The sequence below is a fragment of the Schaalia odontolytica genome (assembly GCF_031191545.1).
In the GTDB taxonomy this organism is placed as follows: domain Bacteria; phylum Actinomycetota; class Actinomycetes; order Actinomycetales; family Actinomycetaceae; genus Pauljensenia; species Pauljensenia odontolytica.
This window is the reverse complement of sequence record NZ_CP133472.1, coordinates 1,379,787-1,400,827: the sequence shown is the minus strand read 5'-3', so window position 1 is coordinate 1,400,827 and position 21,041 is coordinate 1,379,787. Positions and strand designations below refer to the sequence as shown.

Sequence of the window (21,041 nt, the reverse complement as noted above, 5' to 3'; positions counted from 1 at the left end):
TCACTCCAGCACCATCGAAACAGGCAACGATGCCGTTGAATGCCATCGTTCTTCACCGAGGCAGTTCCTACGAATTACTCGTACACCTCCAGCACCGAAGAAAACGTTTACCGCGGGGAGCCATCCAGGCGTATCAACCGTCTTCTGCACCGCCTCGGAAGTAGGTTCAATTCCCAATCGCGCCGCTTGTGTCTCGTCGATAAATCCTTCCTTCGAGAGCAGATAGGGCTTGAGCCTCAACGTTGTCCCATTCATAAAGCCAGCTACCCTCCAGCTCGTCGCCTCCGGGTACCGAGCCAGGACCTCGCCGATGAAGCCGCTGCTGTACTTGCTGGTGTCGATCCGTAGTTCATCCCCCTCGACCAGCCATCCAATCTGGGTAGCAGTCCCATCAGCCAGGGCTTGCCGAATCTTCGGTTCTGCCGTCCGCATCGAGATCGTTGAAGGCTTCAGCGGCGTAGTGAACACGTCCTGGTTCTTGAGGCGCAGTAGGTCCACTTGGAAGACTCGAACCATCGCGTACATGGTCTTCTTGCCGTCGATGCGGTAGATCCTAGCGTGATGAATCGAGCTGCCGAGCTCCACATATCCTCCACGTACCTTCAGGCAGGCAGCGGATGACCCAAAGAAGTTCAGCAGGTCCATCGGTCCAACACGCCTGCCATTCACGGAGATCATCCGATTCGGATTCTCAGGAAGCCCCTTCTTCGGATCAAAGTCAGGGCACCGCCTAAGCGCTGTCCAGAGCGCGGGCGTCTCAGCGCGGTCGATCAGCTCGACCGGAAGAGCGGAACCGAGCCTGTGCTGCTCGCCGCAGCCCTTTGTGATGATCTGCTCGCCATCGGGTCGCTTCGGCGGACAGAACGAGTGCACCGTCGCATCGTGAATGACGCTCGAACCAACCCGCAGACGAATGTTCTCTGCGAAAGGAATCGCGTTGTCGCTCAGCGCAATGTTGAAGAGTTCGACGCCGCGAAGCATCGATTCACGCCAGGACTCGAAACGCTGGGATGCTTCACCCGGCTTCCCGTAGAAGTTCTTCCACGTCTCCTCGAGCCCGGCGAGACGCTGAGCGTCACGCATGTTCACACGCAGTGCGAGCGTGCGGGACACCGACGGGTTCATCAGCGCGATGACAAGCGCGTCCATCGCGTGGTGACGCCTATCGAAGCGTGTCTTCCCACGGCCGCCAATCAGGTTGACTCGGCTCTCGAAGCCCGAGGCCTTCCGGGCCTCCGCCGTCAGCTGTCCACGGTAGACACCCACGGAGGGAACAGACTCTTCGCCGCGCGTGCGATAGAAGCCCTCGATGCGAGTGCGCAGCTCGACCGCCATCCATGCAACGGACTCCATGGAGCGACCGTCGAACTCCTCGTCGGGCTTCTTTGATTTGAGGCGTGCCTTCACCTCTTTCTGGAGCTGCTTGAACTGCTTGGGCGACATGCCGTTGTCACGCTCCCACATCGTGACGCGTTCAAGTGCTCCCTTCAGGGACACCCCGTCGTTCGCCTTATCGGATGAGGCCCACGCGGCAAAGGGGATCTTGCCCTTCTTGTGATTGCACGTTCGGCAGACCGCCGCCAGGTTCGAGCGATCGTTCGTCGACGAACCGTCCGCGCGCGGAACGATGTGGTCCATCTCCGCTGTCGTGTACGTGATCGGAGCACCGCAGTACAAGCACTGACAATTCTGCCTCTGTAACGCAAAGTACCTGATCTGATCAGATCGATGAATCTTGCCCGACAGCTTCAGTTTTTCAGCCATGGCTGCGACAGCCGCCGCGTTCGCCTTACGACGCTTCTCGTTTGCCTGCATGAGCTCACGCGCAACTTTCTGAGACCCGAGAGCATCACGCGCGTGCTCGATGTTGATGACCGTCGGCTCTCCCCAGCGCTCCGTGGCGGCGTGCAGCCAGCGGCTCACCTGCTTGAGGACTCGATCGACAGCCGGGTTTCCCGTTGGAGCGCCGATCGGCTCCACGGCGGGCTTCCAGTCATCCCCAACGTTGAATTCGATGCGGCGGGCAGTGTGCAGATCGACGCCATCACGCAACATCCTGTCCGTCAGGCGATGCAGGGAGTCCAGCGAATAGGCGGCTCGCCCCTGGGGCAACGAGATCTTCTCGAACTCGAGCTGATCGTCCTCGGTCGCCTGCTCAAGGAGTTCAGCGACCTCATCATTAACGTCACTGCTGTCTTCTGAACCGCCGGAGTTCGAGAAAGCATCCACGAAGTAGCCGCGCTGCTCATCATCCGCGGCCTTCCACCATTCCTTGAGCCATTTGACCTTGCAAGCCAGGATCTTTTCGGTGGTCACATCCGTCGGAGGGGTGCGCAGGACCGGCGATCCGTCGAAGGAAGCCTTCGCGGTACCGCGCAGGTCTGAACGCTCGATGCCCAAGTTGTCCGCCAGGTCCTGCCAGGTAACCTCCTGCTTCAGGCCAGCGACAAGTAAGAAGTCCGTCAGTCCTTGCAGCTCATCCGGAGTGAGTGGACGTTCTTCGCGCCCTTCACGAATGCGAAGGTTCGCGAGCACACTGACGATACGGAACTTCTGAAAGGCGGGGTGCGCTTTTTCGGCACGCACATGCTTCCCCTGGCCCGGCAGCTCGTCGTGGCCCACGAGGCCGCGTTCCTTCGCGCTCCCCTTGGGCGACTTGGCCTGGAAGACGGCGCGAATAAGACGATCACAGTCAGCACGATCAACCTTCTGCATCTCGCAGATGTGGCGAATCTCCTCGGCGTTATCGCTCTGGTGGAGCTTCCCCGCGAGGATCCCCTCCGGTCCGCGAAGCTTGGGAGTTCCCGCCTCCTTCACATAGTCGGGGTGAGCGAGATATGCGTTGACCAGCTGCCCAGGCGTCGCATCGACCGGGAACTGCCTCCCGAGCGACGTGCTAATGCGCTCGTTGAGTCCTTTGAGAAAGTCGCTCGGATCGGAGCGCTGCAGCAGTGTCTCCACTTTCGCATACGGATTACGCCAGCCGCGGTGCCGGGCGATGTGGCGGAGGGCGATCGACAGCGCAGCCTGACGCGCCGCATCGTCTGCGATATACCCCTCAAGCAGGCGCGCCCGAATGTGCCACGGCTCGGTCGGATGCTCGAAAGCAGACAGATCAGGAAGTGGCCAGCCGAAGTCCTTGGACAGTACCCGATCCAGATCCACCAGGCGCTGGTGGCGCGTGCGGTACAGACGCCTCGTGCGACGCGCGACGCCCGCAGTTAGCTTTCGACTCTTCGCCGCCTTGTTTTCGTTCGGGTCAACGCCGGCGTCATGGATGAAAACCATAGAGTTCAGCAGCTTGATCGGCTGGTCATTGCGGTCGACCTCGACCGCGCAGAAGCCGATGGATTTCAGGCCGACATCGATGCCGACTCGATAGCGGATACCGGGGATGTTTTCTGAGGAAGTGCTCATGAACACATGGTGTCACACCGCATACACATTTGCGTGCACTTTCACAAAAATACCGGGCCCTTCGCGAAGAAGGACCCGGTGGAGCATTCGGAGCCGCTAACGAGTCGGCTCTTACTGAGAATCAATCACTTACAGCCTATCTCACTAGTTCCAGAGACGCAAGCCACAGGGGCAAGCTCTCTTGCGCGAGTCCACCCACCCGTTTCCGCGCGCCATTACGACACAATCGACACGATCCTGAAACAATGGGGGTATGTCGAATGACCCGCGTGAAGAACTGCACGGATCGGACAGCCAGGAGCTGGCCGACCTGGCGGCTGCCGACGACCAAGCTGGCACCCAGCGAGCCGCCTCGACCCCCGCCGCCCCCACCACGGAGGCCGCCCCCACCAAGGGAGCCGCCATCGCGTCCTTCGAGGACATCCTCAAGGGCACCGCCCCGCAGACAGGCGCGCCCTCCAACCAGGCCGCTCAGGACACCCAGGACCCTCAGGACGCCCAGGACACCCAGGAGACGGCGGCGGCGTTCACCGAGGACGCCGAGCAGGACCCGTTGGAAGCCGCCCCCTCCAACGTCCCCTTGGAGGACCAGGACGCGGCCGAGGCATCCCCCGCCGCGCCCACGACCGACACGACAGCGGCGGCCGCAGCCTCAGTGGTGACGGACGCAGCCGAGACCGCCAGCGACATCGCTCCCCGGAACACGACCCAGGAGCTCACGCCCACCAACAACACCACCAACGACACCACCAGCGCCGATGCCGCGGCACACGACGCCACGCGCAACGACCTCGTCGTCGCCGCCCCCGTGCACCTACCGCCGGCCGAGCCGCGCCCGTGGTACCGCTCGCGCCGTTCCTTCTCCGCGAAGGGCCGCGGCGGCCGCGTCCAGGTCGCCGGCCTGGGCATCACCTACACGGACCGCGCGACCGGATCGGTCCTCCTGGCGAACATCGACCTGGGCTTCCGCGCTCGCACGATGAGCGCGATCCTGGACCCAACGGGCCGCCGCGCCCGCGCCCTCTTCCTGATCCTCGCGGGCCTCGAGGAGCCGCAGGCCGGCCGCATCGTCGCCGCGCCCTCGCGTTCGCTGGCCGCGCGCCTCGCTGGCCGCATCGGCTCGGTCGCCCTGATCCGCGCCGACTCCCCCCTCGACGAGTCCCTGACGATCCGCCAGAACATCCTCGCCCCCCTCTCCGCGACGGGATCCGTCGCCGACTGGGACAACCTCGTGGGAGCCCTGCAGATCACGGGCCTCGCCCAGCGCATTGACGTTCGCCCCTCCGAGCTCTCCGAGTGGGAACGCTTCAAGGCCCTCATCGCCCGCGCGATCGTGTCCGGCTCCGAGGTCTTCCTCGTCGAAGACCCCACCTCCCTGCCCCCGGCGGCCCGCACCGAGCTCGAGCCGCTCCTACGTTCCCTCGCGAACGCGGGCTGCGCGGTCGTCATCGCCACTCCCTCCGCGGAGGTCGCCGCAGCCTCGGACCGCGCGATCCTCCTGACGAACGGCCGCGTCGCGCTCGACGCGCCCAGCCCCTCCGCCGCGCTCATCACCGCCTCCCTGGAAGCCAACCCCGAGGACCCGAAGACCCTCCTCGGCCCGATCCCCTCGGCCCTGCCTTCCTCCTTCGACGAGGTCATCTCCCCCTCAGGCGAGCAGGCCCCCGCCTGGCACGCGCTGGGCACCGACGACGCGACCGCCGAGGCGACCAGCCAGGCCACTGCCCCCACCACCGAACGAACCACAGCGGAAACCACAGCCCCCGAGGAAGCCGCTGCGCAGGCCGTCGACCCGACCGAGGTCGCCTTCGACGCCGCGACCACCCGCGTGGAGCCCACCCCCGCCGAGGTCCCCCAGGCCTCGCCCGAGCCCCGCACCGAAACCGCGATGCGCGGCATCCCCGTCGTGGAAGCCGAAGACCCGGCCCTGGCCGAGCCCGAGGTCTCCGACCTGGTCGTGCGCGCCCGCAAGATCCTTTCCGACCTGCCCGGCTCGATCGCTCCCCAGGAGTAACGTAACGGTCACTGCGAGCCGGCTTTCTTCGTGAGACACTAGGCCTATCAGGCGAGGCAACGCCTCGTTCATCCGCACGCGCAGGAGCACCCATGACTCAGCCCTCCCCCCAGCCCGGGCAGTACCCGCCACCGCCCGTCGACACGACGAAAGCCTCCGGCAGCACGCACGCCACCGGCGAGGCGCGCCCCAGCATCGGCGCGCTCTTCGCTTCCGTGACGGGGCAGCTGTCCAGCATCATCCGCGACGAGATCGAGCTGAACAACGCCAAGCTGCGTACCTTCGCGACCAAGAGCGGCAAGGGCATCACCCTCCTCGTGGCCGCCGCGGTCTTCGCCCTGTACCTGCTCGGCTGGACACTACACACGGCTGAGATCGCGCTCGCGCTCGTCGTCCCCGCGTGGGCGGCGTCCCTCATCGTCGTCGGCGTCCTCCTGCTGATCGTCCTAATCCTCGCCCTCCTCGGGGCCAACTCCCTCAAGAGCGCGCAGGAGCACCGCCCCGACCCGGGCGCATCGGTCGCCGCCACCAAGGAAGCCATCGAGAAGGGACTGGGCAAGTGAGCACCAACGTCGACCCGCGCAACGTGACCATCGGCGAGGCCTCAGCACCCGCCGAGCCACGCACGGAAGCCCAGATCCAGGCCGACCTCGAGCGTCAGCGCGCCGAGCTGGCCACCACGATCGATCAGCTCTACGCGCGCGTCCAGCCCGCCGCCCTCGCCCAGGATGCGAAGGAACAGGCCACCGCCCGTTTCGAGTCCTTCAAGGAGTCCGCGTCACTGACCCTGCAGGATGCCGCAGGCGGCAACACCGAGGCCCTGAAGAAGGTCGGCATCGTCGCCCTGTCCACGGTCGGTGCCATCGGCGTGATCATCCTGCTGGCGACCCGCTCGTCGCGTCGCTCGCGTCGCGAGGCCCGCCGCGCTGCCCGCGAGGCTGCCGCGCGCACGCTCGAGGCCCTCAAGTCCAACCTGACTGAGGTCCTGTAGGCACTACCTGACGCAAACCGGCGTAACTCCGGCCACACTGGCCGCGAGTTGCGCCGGTTCTCTTTTCCCTGGTTTCCCAGGCCTCCGCCTCCCATTTCCTCTCCGCTGTGCGCGCAAAACACGATCCAAGGTGAGGTCAAGGCCCGTCATTAGCTATGATGGTCCCACGAAACATTTTGAACACCCAGGGAACCGCTTCACGCGGACCCGAACGACGCGGAGGGGGTCGACGCCATGGGGCGCGGCCGTCAAAAGGCTAAGCAGATGAAAGTCGCTCGGAAGCTGAAGTATTTCAGCCCCGACACCGACCTAAACGCACTTCAGCGAGAGCTGGCGGATGAGGACTCGTACCTGGCACACGTGCCGGCGGACGAGCCCGAAGAGGACGATGCGATCGACGACGACCTCTACTCGAAATACGCCGACTTCGCAGAGATGCCCGCGGAAGAAGACGACATCGATCCAGAGCTGCTCGATGAGTCCTTCTGGACGGGTGGTTCCTCCACGAATAAGTAACGGCTCAGCCACACGGCGGACCCGAAAGCGGTCCGCCGATTTGGCGTACCCGCGTCTGATTTCCTGATCCCCGTGCGCTGAGCGCTCGCCGCGACATGCCCATCACGACCGAGCGCCCGCAGCGTACGCGGCCACCTTCGCTCATGCTGCAAGGGGCCGAGGCCTCGGGCCCCGACCCCTGACGCGCACTCACGGCAGGCGCGGCGGGCGCTCAGCCGACGCGGTACTCGCCGTGCATGAGCACGGCGCCTGCCTGCACGCCTTTCGTGCCGGAGATGAGGCGCACGCCAGAGGAATCCGCACTCAGGTCGGCCACCGACCCGAAGCCGTCCACGCTTCCATCGGCGCTGGCCGACGTGACGGAACCCAGGACCCAGGCGGCCACCCCGGCCTCGTTGACCGCGGCCAGAACCTCGGTGGCCACGGAAGCCGACACGACGGCTACCATGCCGACGCCCAGGTTCAGGGAATCCTCCATGCCGACCCAGCTCACGTCGCCGCCGCGGCGCACCCAGTCGAACACGGCGGGGATGGTCCACGTCGAGCGGTCGACGGTGGCGATCGCTCCGACGGGCAGGACGCGCGAGAGGTTCGCGGCCAGGCCGCCGCCGGTCACGTGCGAATAGGCGTGGATACCCTCCACGCCGAAGCGATCCACCAGGTCCAGGCACAGGCGCGTGTACAGGCGCGTGGGCTCGAGGAGTTCCTCGCCGAGCGTGCGGCCGAACTCGGCAACGTGCGAGTCGAGCGAGGCACCCACGCGGGAGAGCACCGAGCGCACCAGCGAGTAGCCGTTGGAGTGCAGGCCCGAGGAAGCCAAAGCGATGACGACGTCGCCAGCTGCGACGCGCTCGGGGCCCAGCAGCTTGGAGGCGTCCACGACGCCGGTCGCCGCGCCAGCGATGTCGTAGTCCTCCGCTTCCATGACGCCCGGGTGCTCGGCGGTCTCGCCGCCAACGAGGGGCGTGCCGGTGGCCTCGCACGCCCGCGCGATTCCGGTGACGATCGCGGCGATCCGCTCGGGGACGACGCGCCCGCACGCGATGTAGTCGGTCATGAGGACCGGGCGCGCGCCGATCACGACGATGTCGTCGACGACCATGCCGACCAGGTCCTGGCCGATCGTGTCGTGCACGTCCATGGCCTGCGCAATCGCGATCTTCGTACCGACGCCGTCGGTCGACGTGGCCAGGAGGGGCTTTTGCATGCCGAGCAGCGCCGAGGCGTCGACCATACCGGCGAATCCGCCGGTCGCGCCCAGGACGGTGGAGTCGTGGGTGGCGGCGACGGCGCTCTTCATCAGCTCGACGGCGCGGTCGCCCGCAGCCGTGTCGACGCCAGCGGTCGCGTAGTCCAGGGGGGTGTCGGTCATGGGTGGTGCCTTTCGCGTGGGGCGCTCGACGAGGCCGTTTCTGGGTGGGTCAGGACTGGTCAAACGCCCGCGGCGCAGGTGCGTCGCGGGCGTGGAGGTTAGCAGGGGGTGGCGTCTGGGGTTCCGGGAATAGGCGTGCCGGCGGGGATCGTCTCCGGGTATTCGCCGGTGAAGCAGCCCAGGCACAGGGACGTGCCCTGTCCGGTGGCGGCGACCATCCCGTCAATCGACAGGTAGGCCAGAGAGTCGGCCCCGAGGTGGCCGCGGACCTGTTCGACGCTCATGGACGAAGCGATCAGCTCGGCGCGTGTCGGGAAATCAATGCCGAAGAAGCACGGCCACAGCACCGGCGGCGAGGAGATGCGGATGTGCACCTCGGCGGCCCCGGCCTCGCGCAGCATCTTGACCAGCGCGCGCTGCGTGTTGCCGCGCACGATCGAGTCGTCGATGACGACCAGGCGCTTGCCTTCGATGACCTCGCGCAGCGGGTTGAGCTTCAGGCGGATGCCCAGCTGGCGCAGAGACTGCGTGGGCTGAATGAAGGTTCTTCCCACGTACGCGTTCTTGACGAGACCCTGCGCGAAGGGGATCCCCGCCTCCTGCGCGTAGCCGATCGCCGCGGGCGTGCCCGAGTCGGGGGTGGGAATCACGAGGTCCGCCACGATGGGATTCTCGCGCGCCAGGGCAGCGCCCATCTCGTGGCGTGCGGCCACGATCCGGCGCCCGCCGATCGTCGTGTCGGGGCGGGCCAGGTACACGTACTCGAACACACAGGTGTTGGAGCGGCGCATCGCGAAGCGGCGCGAGTGTACGCCCGACTCGTCAATGGAGATGAGCTCGCCGGGCTCGACCTCGCGGACGAAGGCCGCACCGCACAGGTCCAGGGCAGCGGTCTCGGAGGCGACGACCCACCCGGAGGCGAGGCGCCCCAGCACGAGCGGCCGGTAGCCGTGAGGGTCGCGCGCGGCGTACAGCGTGTTCTCGTCCATGAAGACCAGGGAGAACGCGCCCTTGATGCGCGGCAGCACTTTCAGGGCGGCACCGACCAGGGGCGCGGGCTCCGGCTCGGTGACGGACGAGGCCGGGGCGGCCTCGTCGCCTTCGCGCTCGGCGGGCGTCACGGATGGAGACGCGATGAAGGGGGTCGGCCCCGGAATGCGGTCGGCCATGCCCAGCAGCGCGGTCACGAGAGAGGTGTCGGTGGAGGCCCCGCGTTCGAAGTCCTCGCCGTCGTCGGCGATGGCGACGGCCAGCTCACGCAGCTCGACGGTGTTCGTCAGGTTGCCGTTGTGTGCCAGCGCGAGGGTGCCCGTGGGGGTGGGACCCAGAGTCGGCTGGGCGTTGCGCCACACGTCGGCACCGGTCGTCGCGTAGCGGACGTGACCCAGGGCGATGTGGCCGCGCAGGCCCTGCAGGGACTGTTCGGAGAAAACCTGCGACACGAGGCCCTGATCCTTGTACACGAGGATCTGCTTGCCATTCGACGTCGCAATACCCGCGCTCTGCTGGCCGCGGTGTTGCAGGGCATAGAGGGAGAAGTAGGTGAGGCGAGAAACGTCCTCGCCCGGGGCCCAAACTCCGAAGACCCCACAGTGATCGTGGGGGTGATCGTCTCCGAAGAGTTCCTGGTCGGACAGTGTCATGTCTGGCTGCGAGACGGGAAGCACACTCACACTCTCGCACATTTTTTCTCGTCCCGTGGCATGAGTCCACGTTGAGGTGAGCACATTACGCACCCGCGAGCGCCGCTGAGCGCGTAATTGCGCACGCTTTGCGGGGCAGAATCGTGTCCCCCATGGTCGAGGTGACACAATGGAGTGCAGCAATCAAGAGGAGGAAACGTGGCCAATCCGACGCTCAGCGCCATCATGTGGGGTCTCGCCCTGCTGGTGAGCGCCCTGGCCGTCCTGTCGTTCGCGCGAGGTCTTGCGCACATGTGGCGGACGGTGTCGGCGGGCACGCCGGACCCGGGACGCCTGGCCCCCGTGGGCAAGCGAGCGTGGGGCGTCGTCTCGGCGGCGCTGACCCACCGCGAGTTCAAGGGACGCCCGTGGATTAAGGCGGCCCACTGGCTGGTCATGGTGTCCTTCCCGATCCTCTTCTTCACCCTGGTCACGGGGTATGCGCAGCTGCGCGTCCAGACCTTCACGCTGCCCCTCCTCGGCCATTTCGCGCCGTGGGAGTGGCTGACCGAGGTCTTCGCGTGGGGAGGCCTGGCTGGCATCATCGCGCTGATGGTCGTGCGCCAGCGCGCCGGGCACGGCACCGCCACGGAGGCGGCCCTGTCCAACGACGATCCCGACGGCGCTGCGGCCGCGGCTGACCCGGATGGCACCCCGCCCTCGTCCCTGAGTCGGCCCCACCCGCGCGATTCCTCCCCGCGCGGCCTGGCGTCCCGTTTCCTGGGTTCGACCCGCTGGCAGGCGATCTTCGTCGAGTGGGTGATCCTCATCGTGTGTGCCTGCGTCGTGGTCCTGCGCGGCCTCGAATACGCGATCTTCAGCGTCACGCCGGGTCTCGATGCGCACGCCTCGGCCCTGCACTTCCCGCTCACAGCCTGGCTCGGCGCGCTCTTCGTGGGTGCCGCCTCGTCCTCGGCCACCTCGCTGGCGAACGCGATCGTGCTGGTCAGCGCCCTGAAGGTCCTCACCTCCATGACCTGGCTGACGGTCATCGGCATCCAGACCGGCATGGGCGTCGCCTGGCACCGCTTCGTCGCGATCCTCAACCTGTACACGCGCCGAAACGCCGACGGCACGAAGTCCCTGGGGCCGGCCGACCACATGCTTATCGGTGGAAAGCCCGTGACCAGCGAGGATGACTTCGACTCTATCCCCGAGGACGCGGTCCTGGGCGTGGGGACGGTCGAGGATTTCTCGTGGAAGGCACGCCTGGACCTGTATTCGTGCACCGAGTGCGGACGCTGCCAGGAGCTGTGCCCCGCGTGGAACACGCAAAAGCCCCTGTCCCCCAAGCTGCTCATCATGGGACTGCGGGACCACATGGAGTCCGCCTCCAACGTGCAGATCGTCGAGCAGGAAGCCGGACCCCAGAAGCTCGAAGAGGGCGAGCTACTCCTCGACAAGGGCGTGCCGGCCTCGCCGCATTCCTTCGATCTGGTCTCCGTCCTGTCCCTGTCGGGCGCGACCGGCCCCGAGGGCGTCTCCGCGGTGACCGCTCCCCTGGTCCCCGAGGTCGTCTCCGAAGAGGTCTTGTGGGACTGCACGAACTGCGGTGCCTGCGTCGATCAGTGCCCCGTCGACATCGAGCACATCGACCACATCCTCGACCTGCGCCGCCACCAGGTCCTCATGGAGGGCGCTTTCCCCCGCGAGCTGGGCCGCGCCTTCCGCGGCATGGAATCTAAGGCGAACCCCTACAACCAGAGCGCGCGCAAGCGCATGGACTGGGCGAAGAAGCTGGACTTCGACATCCCCGTCGTCGGCGAGGACATCGAGGACGCCTCGCAGGTCGACTACCTGTTCTGGGTGGGTTGCGCGGGCGCCTATGACGACACGGCGAAGAAGACCAGCGCCGCCATCGCCGAGCTGCTGCACACGGCGGGCGTGTCCTTCGCGGTCCTGGGCTCGGGCGAGTCCTGCACGGGTGACCCGGCCCGCCGCGCCGGCAACGAGGCGCTCTTCCAGATGCTGGCCGCCCAGGCGATCGACACGCTTAAGGAGGCCAAGCCCCAGAAGATCGTCGTGTCTTGCGCACACTGCTTTAACACGATCGCCGGCGAGTACCCGGAGCTGGGTGGCTCCTTCGACGTCGTCCACCACACGCAGCTCCTCAACCGCCTGGTTCGCGACGGCCTGCTCACGCCCGTAGCCCCCACAGCTGCCTCCACGGCCGAGGACACCGCGGGCGAGGCCGGGGCGCAGCCTTCGGGCGGCGCTGCCTCGATCGGGGCACCCCTGAAGGTCACGTACCACGACGCATGCTTCCTGGGACGCCACAACCGCGTCTACGAGCCTCCGCGCGAGCTCGTGGGCTCCCTGCCGAACGTGGAACTCGTCGAGATGCCACGCAACCGCGACCGCGCGATGTGCTGCGGCGCGGGCGGCGCGCACGCTTGGTTCGAGGAGACGCGAGGAGTGCGCATCGCGGACGCCCGCATCGTCGAGGCCGCATCCACGGGCGCGGACGTCGTCGCGACGGCCTGCCCCTTCTGCTCGCAAATGCTCGGCTCCGCGTCTGGTTCCTCCGCCGGTTTCGTCTCCTCCGACGCCGCCGACCAGGGGGCCGAGGACGCCACGGCCGCAGCGGGCGGGAAGCTCCCGGAGGTGCGGGACGTGGCCGTCATGCTCCTGGAGTCCGTCAAGCGCGGACAGTAGCCCCGCGCGCCTCAGACGAAAGGGCGGCCCCGCAGGAAAACCTGCGGGGCCGCCCTTCAACGTGACAGCGATCAGTCCTCAACGCCGACGATGACGTTGGAAGCCTTGATGACGGCGACGGCCTTGGAGCCAACGGTCAGGCCGAGCTCCTCGATGGCGGCGTTCGTGATCGACGAGGAGATGACCAGGCCAGGAGCGACCTCAATCTTGACGATGCCATTGACGGCACCCTCACAGACCTCAACCACGGTACCGGGAAGCTGGTTGCGTGCGGAGAGCTTCATAACGTATGCCCTTTCGTTAGTCGGATTGCAGGCATAGAAACCCTAACGGAGGCGAGAGCCGCCGTCTACGGACAACGCCTAGCCCTCGTCCTCCGGGGAGATCTCTTCGAGGCCAACCAGGAATCCGTCCTCGTCGATGACGTTGCCACCCGCCAGGGTCGCGATCATCCCGGCGGCCTTCTCGATGTCCTGCGTGGAGCGCAGGCGTTCGAGGCGCGACGTACGGCTCATCGTGCCGACACCGGGCGTCGGCGCGGACGTAGGCAGCCAACGAATCTGGTACTCGATGATGGCTCCAGCGGTCCACGGCTCCCAGCGCAGCACTCGCGGCGGCGTGGGCACGGCATGGACCTCGATCATCATGTCCGAGCGGTGCCCGATCGGGCTCATGAGGGCGTAACCGTCGACGACCTGCGGCTTGTCCCGCTGGGCCTCAAGTTCCTCGCGGGCCTTTGCGAGCTTGGAGGCGATGTCCTTGCGAACCGGGCCCATTTCGGCCTTCAGCTTCTCGATCTGTGCGACCTGCGCGGGGCTGAGCGGAGCGGGCTTGGGTGCCTCGGGCGTGATGTCGCGCGCGTCCTTCATCTGCTCAAATCCAGCCCGCTCACGCATCGCGGAGAGCAGGTCCTCGGGGTTGATCCAGCGCGGAGAGTACACCGTCAGGTTCACGGCCGAGTCGGCGTCGGGGACCATCACATAGCCGCTGCCGGCGAGGCGTAGGCCGCCGGCGAGGCGTCGGGCCATGCGGCGCAGCGCCTCAAGCACGCGGTATTCCAGGCCCGTGGGCACGCCGTCGGGGAACGCCTTGTCCCAATCGCCCATCATGCCGTTGCTCTGCTGGCGGGCATGGGCCTGCGGGCAGCGCAGGACCCACGCGTTCGTCAGCGAAGCCGGGGTGCCCAAGGCTGCGCGGGTCGGCTGGTCGAGAGTCCACGGACCCTCGAGCTCGGCTTCCGAGGAGAGGCGCAAACGCCCCGGCGCGATCCATCCGGCCTCGTCCCACATGGAGATTGCGAGGGCCTCGAGCTCAGCGGGGTCAACCGCGTCCGAGACGAGAAAGATGTGGTGGCTGCGGGCGTCCTCGAGGTCGATGACTCCGGCGGGTTCATCCAGCTCGATGGCCGCGGCGATCGGGACGGCAGCCTCGGCGCTGGTCACCTCGCCGTCTGCGGCGATCTGAAAGGCGGCGTCCGTCGATGTGATCGTCGTCAGCCCGACATTCGTCTGGGTGAGCGGATTATCCGTAGAACTCACAGGCGTCGGATCGGCGAAAGAATGCGGGGCGGCGGCCATGCGCTCCTTGAGGGAACGCCTCACCGGCGAGGCCTGGGGGGCCTCGTCCCTGTTGGTGGTCTGCTCGCTGCGGGGAGTCATACCCGGCAGGGCGACACCCTGGATGACGCCTGTGCGCGTCGGGGAAGGCACGACCGGGGGGATACCAACCGGCGCCTCGCCGCTACCGTTGCCATGCGCGGCACTGCTCGCCTGCGGAACCCCCATAACGGGTGTCGGCGCGGGCGGCTCCGGCGCAGGCGGAGCCTGCAGGTTGGCGGGTTCCGGAGGTGGCGGATAGCTCAGCTCGCGGGCCGCACGCTCAGCGCGCTCTGCACGCATGCGTTCACGCCGGGACGGGGGCGGAGGAGGAAGGGCAGGCATCATCGTCACCGTTCGATCCGCGTGCGCGTGAAGCGCTCGTGGGTGCGCGACGGGGTGGGGCCCCGCTGGCCCTGATAGTGAGAGCCCAGGCCCTGCGAGCCGTAGGGATGCTCAGCCGGGGACGACAGGTCGAAGAAGCACAGCTGCCCGATCTTCATGCCCGGGTAGAGCAGGATCGGCATCGTCGCCGTATTCGACAGCTCGAGGGTCACGTGGCCGGAGAAACCCGGATCGATGAAGCCGGCGGTCGAATGCGTGAGCAGGCCGAGGCGGCCCAGCGATGACTTGCCTTCCAGGCGCGCGGCAATGTCCTCACCCAGGGTCACGAGCTCATACGTAGCACCCAGGACGAACTCACCGGGATGCAGCACGAAAGGCTGGTCGGGTCCCACGTCCACCAGGTGGGTGAGGTCCGACTGATCCGCCGCGGGGTCGATCACCGGGTAGCGGTGGTTATCGAAGAGGCGGAACAGGCGATCCAGGCGCACGTCAATGCTGGCTGGCTGAACCAGGTCGCGGTCCAGCGGGTCGAGCTGAATACGCCCGGAGTCCAGGGAGGCCTTGATGTCGTGGTCACTGAGCAGCATGAATCGATTGTCGCATACTCAGCGCCACGACAACAGCCTCAGGGTCACTGCAGGGGCACACCCTGCGCGTCGTACGCGTAAGAACCGGAGCGCATGAGGATCATGATGAGCTCAATGAGGACCCACACGCCGGTGATGGGAGCACCGAAGACGGTGATCGTCAGGACCAGCTGAATGATGCCTCGAGTGGTGTAGCCCAGGTAGAAGTTGTGGATACCGAAGCCACCCAGGAAGATTCCCAGGAGCAAGGCAACCATCCACTGCTTAGGGGCACCAGCGACGACGGGCTGGGCGTACGCGGTCTGGGCGTAACCGGGCTGGCCGTAGGCCTGCTGGCCCGCCGCGTAAGCTGCCTGCTCGAAGCCGGGCTGACCGTAGGCCTGCTGGCCCGCCGCGTAAGCTGCCTGCTCGAAGCCGGGCTGACCGTAGGGGGCCTGGGAGTTCGTCTCGGGGCCGGGGACACCGTAGGCAGGCTGCTCCGCCTGCGCGTAGGCGTCGGCCGCAGGCACGTCATAGGCCGTGCCGTACGTGGTCGAGCCGGGGGTCGCCGTGGCTTCATCGAAAGACGGGGCCGAGGCCTGGGGGAAGGTCGGCGCCTCTGGCGCTGGAACCTCAGGGGCGGGGACCTCAGGCGCTAGGACCTCAGGCGCGCTGACCTCGGCGGCTGCTTCAAACGAGGGAACGTCAGGAACACTGATCTCAGCGGCAGTCTCAAAGGCCGGGACCTCGGGCGCGGGGATCTCAGCGGCGGCCTCAACCTCGGGCGCGTCGGGAATCGAGAAATCGGCCGAGGGAACCTCGGGGACCGTAACCTTCGCAGGATCCTGAGGGCTGGAGGGGCTGGCCTGCGGGTCGGGCATCGTCATGGGAGAGCCTTTCGATTGTCGTGGGGCCGCGGACGGCCGTACTCATACAGCCTAGCGTGCACCGGCTGATGCACGGAAGCTAGGTACACCCCGAAACCCCCCTGATTGATCCCGGATGCCCCACCACACCATCGTGACAAAAAAGCGTGGGGCCCGGCTTCAAGCCGGGCCCCACGCATCAAGTTGTTAGCGCGCGCTCACTGCGCGCACAGGCACAACTCAGACGGTGGGAACGCCGTTGGCGTCCTTCTCGTAGATCCACTTGCCCATGAAGGTCATGACGGCGCACGCGAGGGAAGCGAGGCCAACGAGGCAGACGAGCAGGTAGCCGATGCCGCCGATCAGACCGCTGTCCATCGCGCCACCGATCATCATGAGGACGTAACTGCCGATCATGGCGGCAACGCGGATCGCGCCGATCTTCATGTGGCCGAGGTAGAAGTCACCGGCGGCAATACCACCGAGGAACAGGTTGAGCAGGCCGGCGATCATGCGGGACTTGCCCTGGCCGGGGGTGTTGAACGAGGGCATCTGAGGAGCGGACATTAAAGTCTCCTGTACTTGATGGGGCCCACAAGGGGCGTCTTTCGAAAACATGGTCAGACTAGCGAACGTTTTTGCTTTTGTACAACATCCGCCCCCTTTTATGTCGCACATCACATCATAATTCTCTTCGTTCGTCACGGTGCGCAGTTATTTCATACACTGACTAGGTGTTCATAAATCCTACGGCGGAGGCCTCTCACGCACTCCTGAGCAAGCTGCCTGAATGGTTCGCGACACATAAGCGCGATCTACCTATGCGCGCAGCCGACGTCTCCGATTGGGGAAGCCTCGTCTTCGAGATCATGAGCCAGCAAACGCCGATTTCTCGCGTTCAGCCAATCTGGATCGAGTGGATGGAACGCTGGCCGACCCCCGCGGATCTAGCCACCGCCTCGTCGGCCGACATCATTGTTGCCTGGGCAAACCTGGGATACCCATCGCGCGCCCTGCGCCTCAAAGCATGTGCCACTGCGATCGTCGAGAAGCACGGCGGCGAGGTCCCCCTCACCATGAAGGACCTGACCCTCCTCCCGGGCGTCGGCGTCTACACGGCCTCCGCACTGCTGGCGTTCCGCCACGGGATCCGCGTCCCGGTCCTCGACACAAACGTTCGGCGCGTGCTGGTCAGGTTTTTGGACGGCAGGGAGTTCCCTCCCCACACCACGCCCTCAAAGGCCGAAACATCCCGGGCCGACGTATTGTTACCCGAAAATGGTCACGACGCGGCCGACGTGAGTTTGTCACTCATGGAATTCGGTGCCCTGGTATGCACCCAGCTCAGCCCGTCGTGCAACGAGTGCACGATCCGCACGAACTGCGCGTGGGCAAGCGCCGGCTACCCCAAGGACGAGAAGCGCCCCACTCCCCAACCTTACGCGGGCACAGACCGCCAGGCCCGCGGCCGCATCATGAAAGCCCTGCGCACCGCACACTTCGAGGGCTCGGAAGGCCTGACCAAGCGCCGCGTGCTCGACGTCGCCCGCATCGACGGCGGCGACCGCTACCAACCCACCCGCGTATACCGCGCCCTCATCAAGGAGGGCATGATCGTCTACGACGAAGACTCCAAGCGCGTCACCCTACCACGTTAACGCGCAGGGACGAGGCCGGGGCTAGCCCCACGGTACGGGCGCACAAGCGGAAGCGGACCACCGCCTCGTTTATCGACACTCAGTAGCGGATCGCGTCGATCGGCTTGACACGCACAGCCGCGAACGCCGGAATGATGCCACACAGCGCGCCGATGCTCGTCGATATCGCGACACCCGCGATAGCGGCGCCTGCAGGGAACGCCGGCGTATCACTGAGGTGGACACCCATCGCTTCAAGGGGCAGGAAGCGGACGACGACGACCGCGATACCCACACCGACGACACCGGCGACGAAGGTCGCGACGACCGACTCCATGAAGACGGCGAAGAAGACGCGCGTCGCGGAGGCACCAACTGCGCGGCGAATGCCGATCTCGCGCACGCGCTGGCGCACGGTCACGATCGCGACGTTAAGCAGGCCCAGTGCGCCCAGGAACACGATGATGCCGCCGATGATCATGATGACGGTGGAGATCGTGCCCAGCTGTTCCTCACCCGTGTCCAAGCGCTCCCCGCCGGAGATGGAGACCCGCCACCCCTCGCCAAGGATCGAGGCCAGGGCGCGCGGCAGTGTCTCGCGGGCCTGATCGGCGTTCTCGGTGCCGACCCAGGCGATCATGGACGGAGAGCTCATCTGCGGGAAGGAGACTCGGGCAGCGTCGTAGTGGGCGAACACAGTGGGCATATCGAAGGAGCTCGTCGCCTTGGTGACGCCAACGACTCGCATCGCGGTACCGTCGCTCGTGTGCAGGACGATCGGAACCTGGTCGATGGGTGCGCGACCCAACTGCTTCCACAGCGTTTCGGAGATGACGACGGGGGTCAGCCGCTGATCCGCGTCGGCCTGGGACACCCAGCGTCCGGCCAGCAAGCGCGTTCGGAAGATGACCTCATAGGAGGGGTCCACACCCTGGAATGTCACGCCGTCGATCATGTCGGCAATGTTTGCGAGGGGATAGCCGCGGAACTGGCCGCTGGCCCTCGCCTGGCGCACCTCGACGATATCGCCACTGCCGCTGGAGAAACGCGACCAGTAGTGGATGTCCGTGCGCTCAGCAAGGGTCGTCATTGCCTCGCCGACGGCGTCCTTATCGTCGGGTCGCTTGGCGGCCTGCGCGCCGTCGGGCGAGGAGGGGCCGCTCGTGTCCTGGTAGGGGCCGCTCGATGCCGACGCCGCCGAGTTGGACGAGGAGTTTTCGGGGTTCAGGCGCAGGGTGACGGAGCGGCCCTCGTAGAGTTCGGCGAGTTCGCGCGAGGATTGCAGGATGAGGTCGCCGAGCGCGATGACGATCGTCATGGCGGCCACGGCCGCGACCACGCCGACGAGCGACAGGACGACGCGCGCCTTCTGGACCTTTACCTCACCCCAGGCCTCGATGAGGGCACCCAGGATCTGACTGACAGCGTTCACAGCTCACCCTCCTGCGACGTCAAGGGGGACGAGGCCCGCTCGGCTACCGGGTCTGCCTCGGGCGGCAACGGAGGCTCGGCTGACGCGGGACCTGCCACCGCCTGCTCACCCGAGTGCTCAGCCTCCCCGCGGTCAGCGAGAGCGGAGGGGTCCTCGACCTCGTGCAGGGTGCCGTCGTAGAGCTCGTAGGCCCGCGATGCCCGCGCGGCCACGGCCATGTCGTGCGTAATGACGATGAGCGCGGCGTTGGATTCGCGGGCAACCTCCTCCAAGAGGGCCATCACGAGGCGGCCGGTGTCCGGGTCGAGGGCCCCCGTCGGCTCGTCGGCGAGGATGACTCGCGGGCGGCGCACCAGGGCGCGCGCGATCGCGATGCGCTGCTGTTCGCCGCCGCTCATCTCGCCCGGGTAGGAGTCCGCGCGCTCGCTCAGGCCAACGCGATCGAGCATGTCGATGGCGATCGAGCGCCTTCGCAGCAGCTGCGGGCCGGGAGCGTACAGGAGGGGAACCTCGACGTTTTCGGCGGCCGTGCGCGCAGAAAAGATGTTGAACTGCTGGAACACGAAGCCGAAGTCTTCCCCTCGCATGCGCGCGCGGCGCCCCTCGCCCAGGCGCGTCGTGTCCACGCCGTCCAGCTCGTAGGTTCCCGAGGTGGGGGTATCCAGCAGGCCGATGATGTTGAGCATCGTGGACTTGCCGGTGCCCGAGCGGCCCACGATGGAGACGTGCTCACCCTGGGCGACGTCCAGGTTGACGCCGCGCAGAATGTGTAGGTCCTCCCCGTCAGGTAGGGTCACCGTGCGGGTCACGTCCCGCAGGCACACGAGACTCATCGCGTGCCCGCCGTGTCGCCCACGCCTCCGGCCATGCCACCGTAGGGGCCGGAAGGGCCATCCTCGTTGTCCTTGTTCGAGGTCGGGGTGAACTCGAGGATCTCCTCGCCTTCCGTCAGGCCCTCCTTGACCTCGATCATCTTGCCATCCGTGATCCCCAGGGTGACGGCGCGCTTGTCCGGCTTGGACGGGTCGGAGGTCGGCAGGTAGACGGATCCGGATTGGTAGCGCCCCTCGACCGCGGAGATCGGCACCGCAAGGACATTCGTCGCCGATCCGGCCGTCATCTCGAGGGTCACCTGCAGGCCCGCAAAAACCGTCTGATCGGAGGGGATCGCGCAGCGCGCCTTCAGGTCCGTCGAGGCCGAAGCACCGTTGTCGTTCCCCGCATTCGTCTTGGGATCCTGCTGCTTGCTGGTCGGGCTCACCAGCTTGACGCCCGAGCACTCGAAGGGCGCAGGGCCGTTCTTAATGGTGACCGTGGCCGTCGAAGGAGCGTCCTGGAGGCGGTACATCTGATCCGCGCTGAGCGAGGCGACCGCGGAGAAGGTCGCGGGTGCGATCGTCGCGACCGTGTCGCCGATCGCGAACTGCTGGCCGACGAGCACACCCGTCGACACCGTCCCATCGCCGGGGGACACGACGGTTTCGTACTTGTAGGTCGGCTCGGAGGTCTCGACGTTCACGTTGCCTTCCTCGTCGGTGACCTGTCGGGTCTCGCCCGGGAATTCCTTGCGGATCTGGACGATGGCGTCACCCTTGGAGATCGTGTCGCCATCGTTGACGAAGGTGCGCACGACGTTGCCGTCAAGAGTCGCGCGGGCGACGACCGGCTCGTCGGCTTGGATCGTTCCCGTCACGCTCACCGTGTTCGTAATGTCGGCGCGGCCAACCCCGATCGTCATCTGCCCGAAGTTGCCACCCGGTTCGATACCATCGCCTCCCTCATCCTCCGCGGCTGCGGGGAAGAACGCGAACTTCACCAAGGACACGGCGATAACTACCCAGGCGAGAACCTTGATAACGTCGAGCACTTGAGCGGTGCGGGTCTTGTGCGCCACGTGGGCCTCCTTCGATGAACGGCGTTGCTCAATTGTAAGGTGCGCCTCATCCACGCAGC

17 protein-coding genes are annotated in these 21,041 nt (G+C 66.4%); 6 read left to right on the top strand and 11 right to left on the bottom strand.

The features are described 5' to 3' along the window. Nucleotides 1-3,417 (bottom strand): type II CRISPR RNA-guided endonuclease Cas9, encoded by a 3,417-nt coding sequence (gene cas9, locus RDV55_RS05930; protein ID WP_165835840.1) that lies wholly within the window; start codon nt 3,415-3,417, stop codon nt 1-3. Between the two features lie 253 nt (nt 3,418-3,670). On the opposite strand from cas9, the gene RDV55_RS05925 reads away from it, so the two are divergent. The 4 genes from RDV55_RS05925 to RDV55_RS05910 all read left to right on the top strand — a co-directional run bounded on the left by RDV55_RS05925 (nt 3,671) and on the right by RDV55_RS05910 (nt 6,938). Next, complete coding sequence (locus tag RDV55_RS05925; protein ID WP_111823431.1) at nt 3,671-5,431, top strand: ATP-binding cassette domain-containing protein; 1,761 nt, start codon at nt 3,671-3,673, stop codon at nt 5,429-5,431. A gap of 92 nt (nt 5,432-5,523) precedes the next feature. Further along, on the top strand, nt 5,524-5,994 hold the full coding sequence (locus tag RDV55_RS05920) for a phage holin family protein (RefSeq protein ID WP_111823430.1): 471 nt from the start codon (nt 5,524-5,526) through the stop codon (nt 5,992-5,994). Continuing rightward, the gene (locus RDV55_RS05915) at nt 5,991-6,422 is read left to right on the top strand and encodes a DUF3618 domain-containing protein (protein ID WP_111823429.1); all 432 of its coding nucleotides are present in this window, start codon (nt 5,991-5,993) and stop codon (nt 6,420-6,422) included. The genes RDV55_RS05920 and RDV55_RS05915 overlap by 4 nt, the downstream gene beginning before the upstream one ends. Nucleotides 6,423-6,656: 234 nt before the next feature. Continuing rightward, complete coding sequence (locus RDV55_RS05910) at nt 6,657-6,938, top strand: DUF3073 domain-containing protein (protein WP_111823428.1); 282 nt, start codon at nt 6,657-6,659, stop codon at nt 6,936-6,938. Between the two features lie 211 nt (nt 6,939-7,149). Here RDV55_RS05910 and purM read toward each other — a convergent pair whose 3' ends face one another. Together purM and purF are read right to left on the bottom strand one after the other, a co-directional pair. Continuing rightward, a complete protein-coding gene (purM, locus tag RDV55_RS05905; protein WP_111823427.1) occupies nt 7,150-8,310 on the bottom strand; it encodes a phosphoribosylformylglycinamidine cyclo-ligase in 1,161 nt (386 codons plus the stop codon). Nucleotides 8,311-8,408: 98 nt separating this feature from the next. Continuing rightward, nucleotides 8,409-9,977 (bottom strand): amidophosphoribosyltransferase, encoded by a 1,569-nt coding sequence (gene purF / locus RDV55_RS05900; protein ID WP_111823540.1) that lies wholly within the window; start codon nt 9,975-9,977, stop codon nt 8,409-8,411. A gap of 174 nt (nt 9,978-10,151) precedes the next feature. On the opposite strand from purF, the gene RDV55_RS05895 reads away from it, so the two are divergent. Next, nucleotides 10,152-12,647: a (Fe-S)-binding protein gene (locus tag RDV55_RS05895; RefSeq protein WP_111823426.1), complete on the top strand. Its 2,496-nt coding sequence runs from the start codon at nt 10,152-10,154 to the stop codon at nt 12,645-12,647. A 71-nt stretch (nt 12,648-12,718) separates the two neighbouring features. On the opposite strand, the gene RDV55_RS05890 is transcribed toward RDV55_RS05895, so the two are convergent. From RDV55_RS05890 to RDV55_RS05870, 5 genes are all read right to left on the bottom strand, one after another. Then, nucleotides 12,719-12,931, bottom strand: coding sequence for a TOBE domain-containing protein (locus RDV55_RS05890; protein ID WP_009213035.1), 213 nt, complete (start codon nt 12,929-12,931; stop codon nt 12,719-12,721). Nucleotides 12,932-13,009: 78 nt separating this feature from the next. Next, nucleotides 13,010-14,545, bottom strand: a complete 1,536-nt coding sequence (locus tag RDV55_RS05885; RefSeq protein ID WP_111823539.1) for a hypothetical protein — start codon at nt 14,543-14,545, stop codon at nt 13,010-13,012. 47 nt (nt 14,546-14,592) lie between these two features. Beyond that, a complete protein-coding gene (gene dcd, locus RDV55_RS05880; protein ID WP_111823425.1) occupies nt 14,593-15,174 on the bottom strand; it encodes a dCTP deaminase in 582 nt (193 codons plus the stop codon). Nucleotides 15,175-15,218: 44 nt separating this feature from the next. Continuing rightward, on the bottom strand, nt 15,219-16,040 hold the full coding sequence (locus tag RDV55_RS05875) for a TM2 domain-containing protein (protein WP_111823424.1): 822 nt from the start codon (nt 16,038-16,040) through the stop codon (nt 15,219-15,221). A 219-nt stretch (nt 16,041-16,259) separates the two neighbouring features. Then, nucleotides 16,260-16,586, bottom strand: coding sequence for a TM2 domain-containing protein (locus tag RDV55_RS05870; protein ID WP_111823423.1), 327 nt, complete (start codon nt 16,584-16,586; stop codon nt 16,260-16,262). 254 nt (nt 16,587-16,840) lie between these two features. On the opposite strand from RDV55_RS05870, the gene RDV55_RS05865 reads away from it, so the two are divergent. Continuing rightward, nucleotides 16,841-17,677: an HhH-GPD family protein gene (locus tag RDV55_RS05865; protein WP_111823422.1), complete on the top strand. Its 837-nt coding sequence runs from the start codon at nt 16,841-16,843 to the stop codon at nt 17,675-17,677. A 79-nt stretch (nt 17,678-17,756) separates the two neighbouring features. Here the strand turns inward: RDV55_RS05865 and RDV55_RS05860 are convergent, their stop codons facing one another. From RDV55_RS05860 to RDV55_RS05850, 3 genes are read right to left on the bottom strand one after another with little or no spacing between them, the layout of a single operon-like run. After that, complete coding sequence (locus RDV55_RS05860) at nt 17,757-19,088, bottom strand: ABC transporter permease (RefSeq protein ID WP_111823421.1); 1,332 nt, start codon at nt 19,086-19,088, stop codon at nt 17,757-17,759. After that, the gene (locus tag RDV55_RS05855; RefSeq protein ID WP_111823420.1) at nt 19,085-19,921 is read right to left on the bottom strand and encodes an ABC transporter ATP-binding protein; all 837 of its coding nucleotides are present in this window, start codon (nt 19,919-19,921) and stop codon (nt 19,085-19,087) included. The genes RDV55_RS05860 and RDV55_RS05855 overlap by 4 nt, the downstream gene beginning before the upstream one ends. After that, on the bottom strand, nt 19,918-20,982 hold the full coding sequence (locus RDV55_RS05850) for an efflux RND transporter periplasmic adaptor subunit (RefSeq protein ID WP_111823419.1): 1,065 nt from the start codon (nt 20,980-20,982) through the stop codon (nt 19,918-19,920). Before RDV55_RS05850 ends, RDV55_RS05855 begins: the two co-directional genes overlap by 4 nt. Nucleotides 20,983-21,041: the final 59 nt, after the last annotated feature.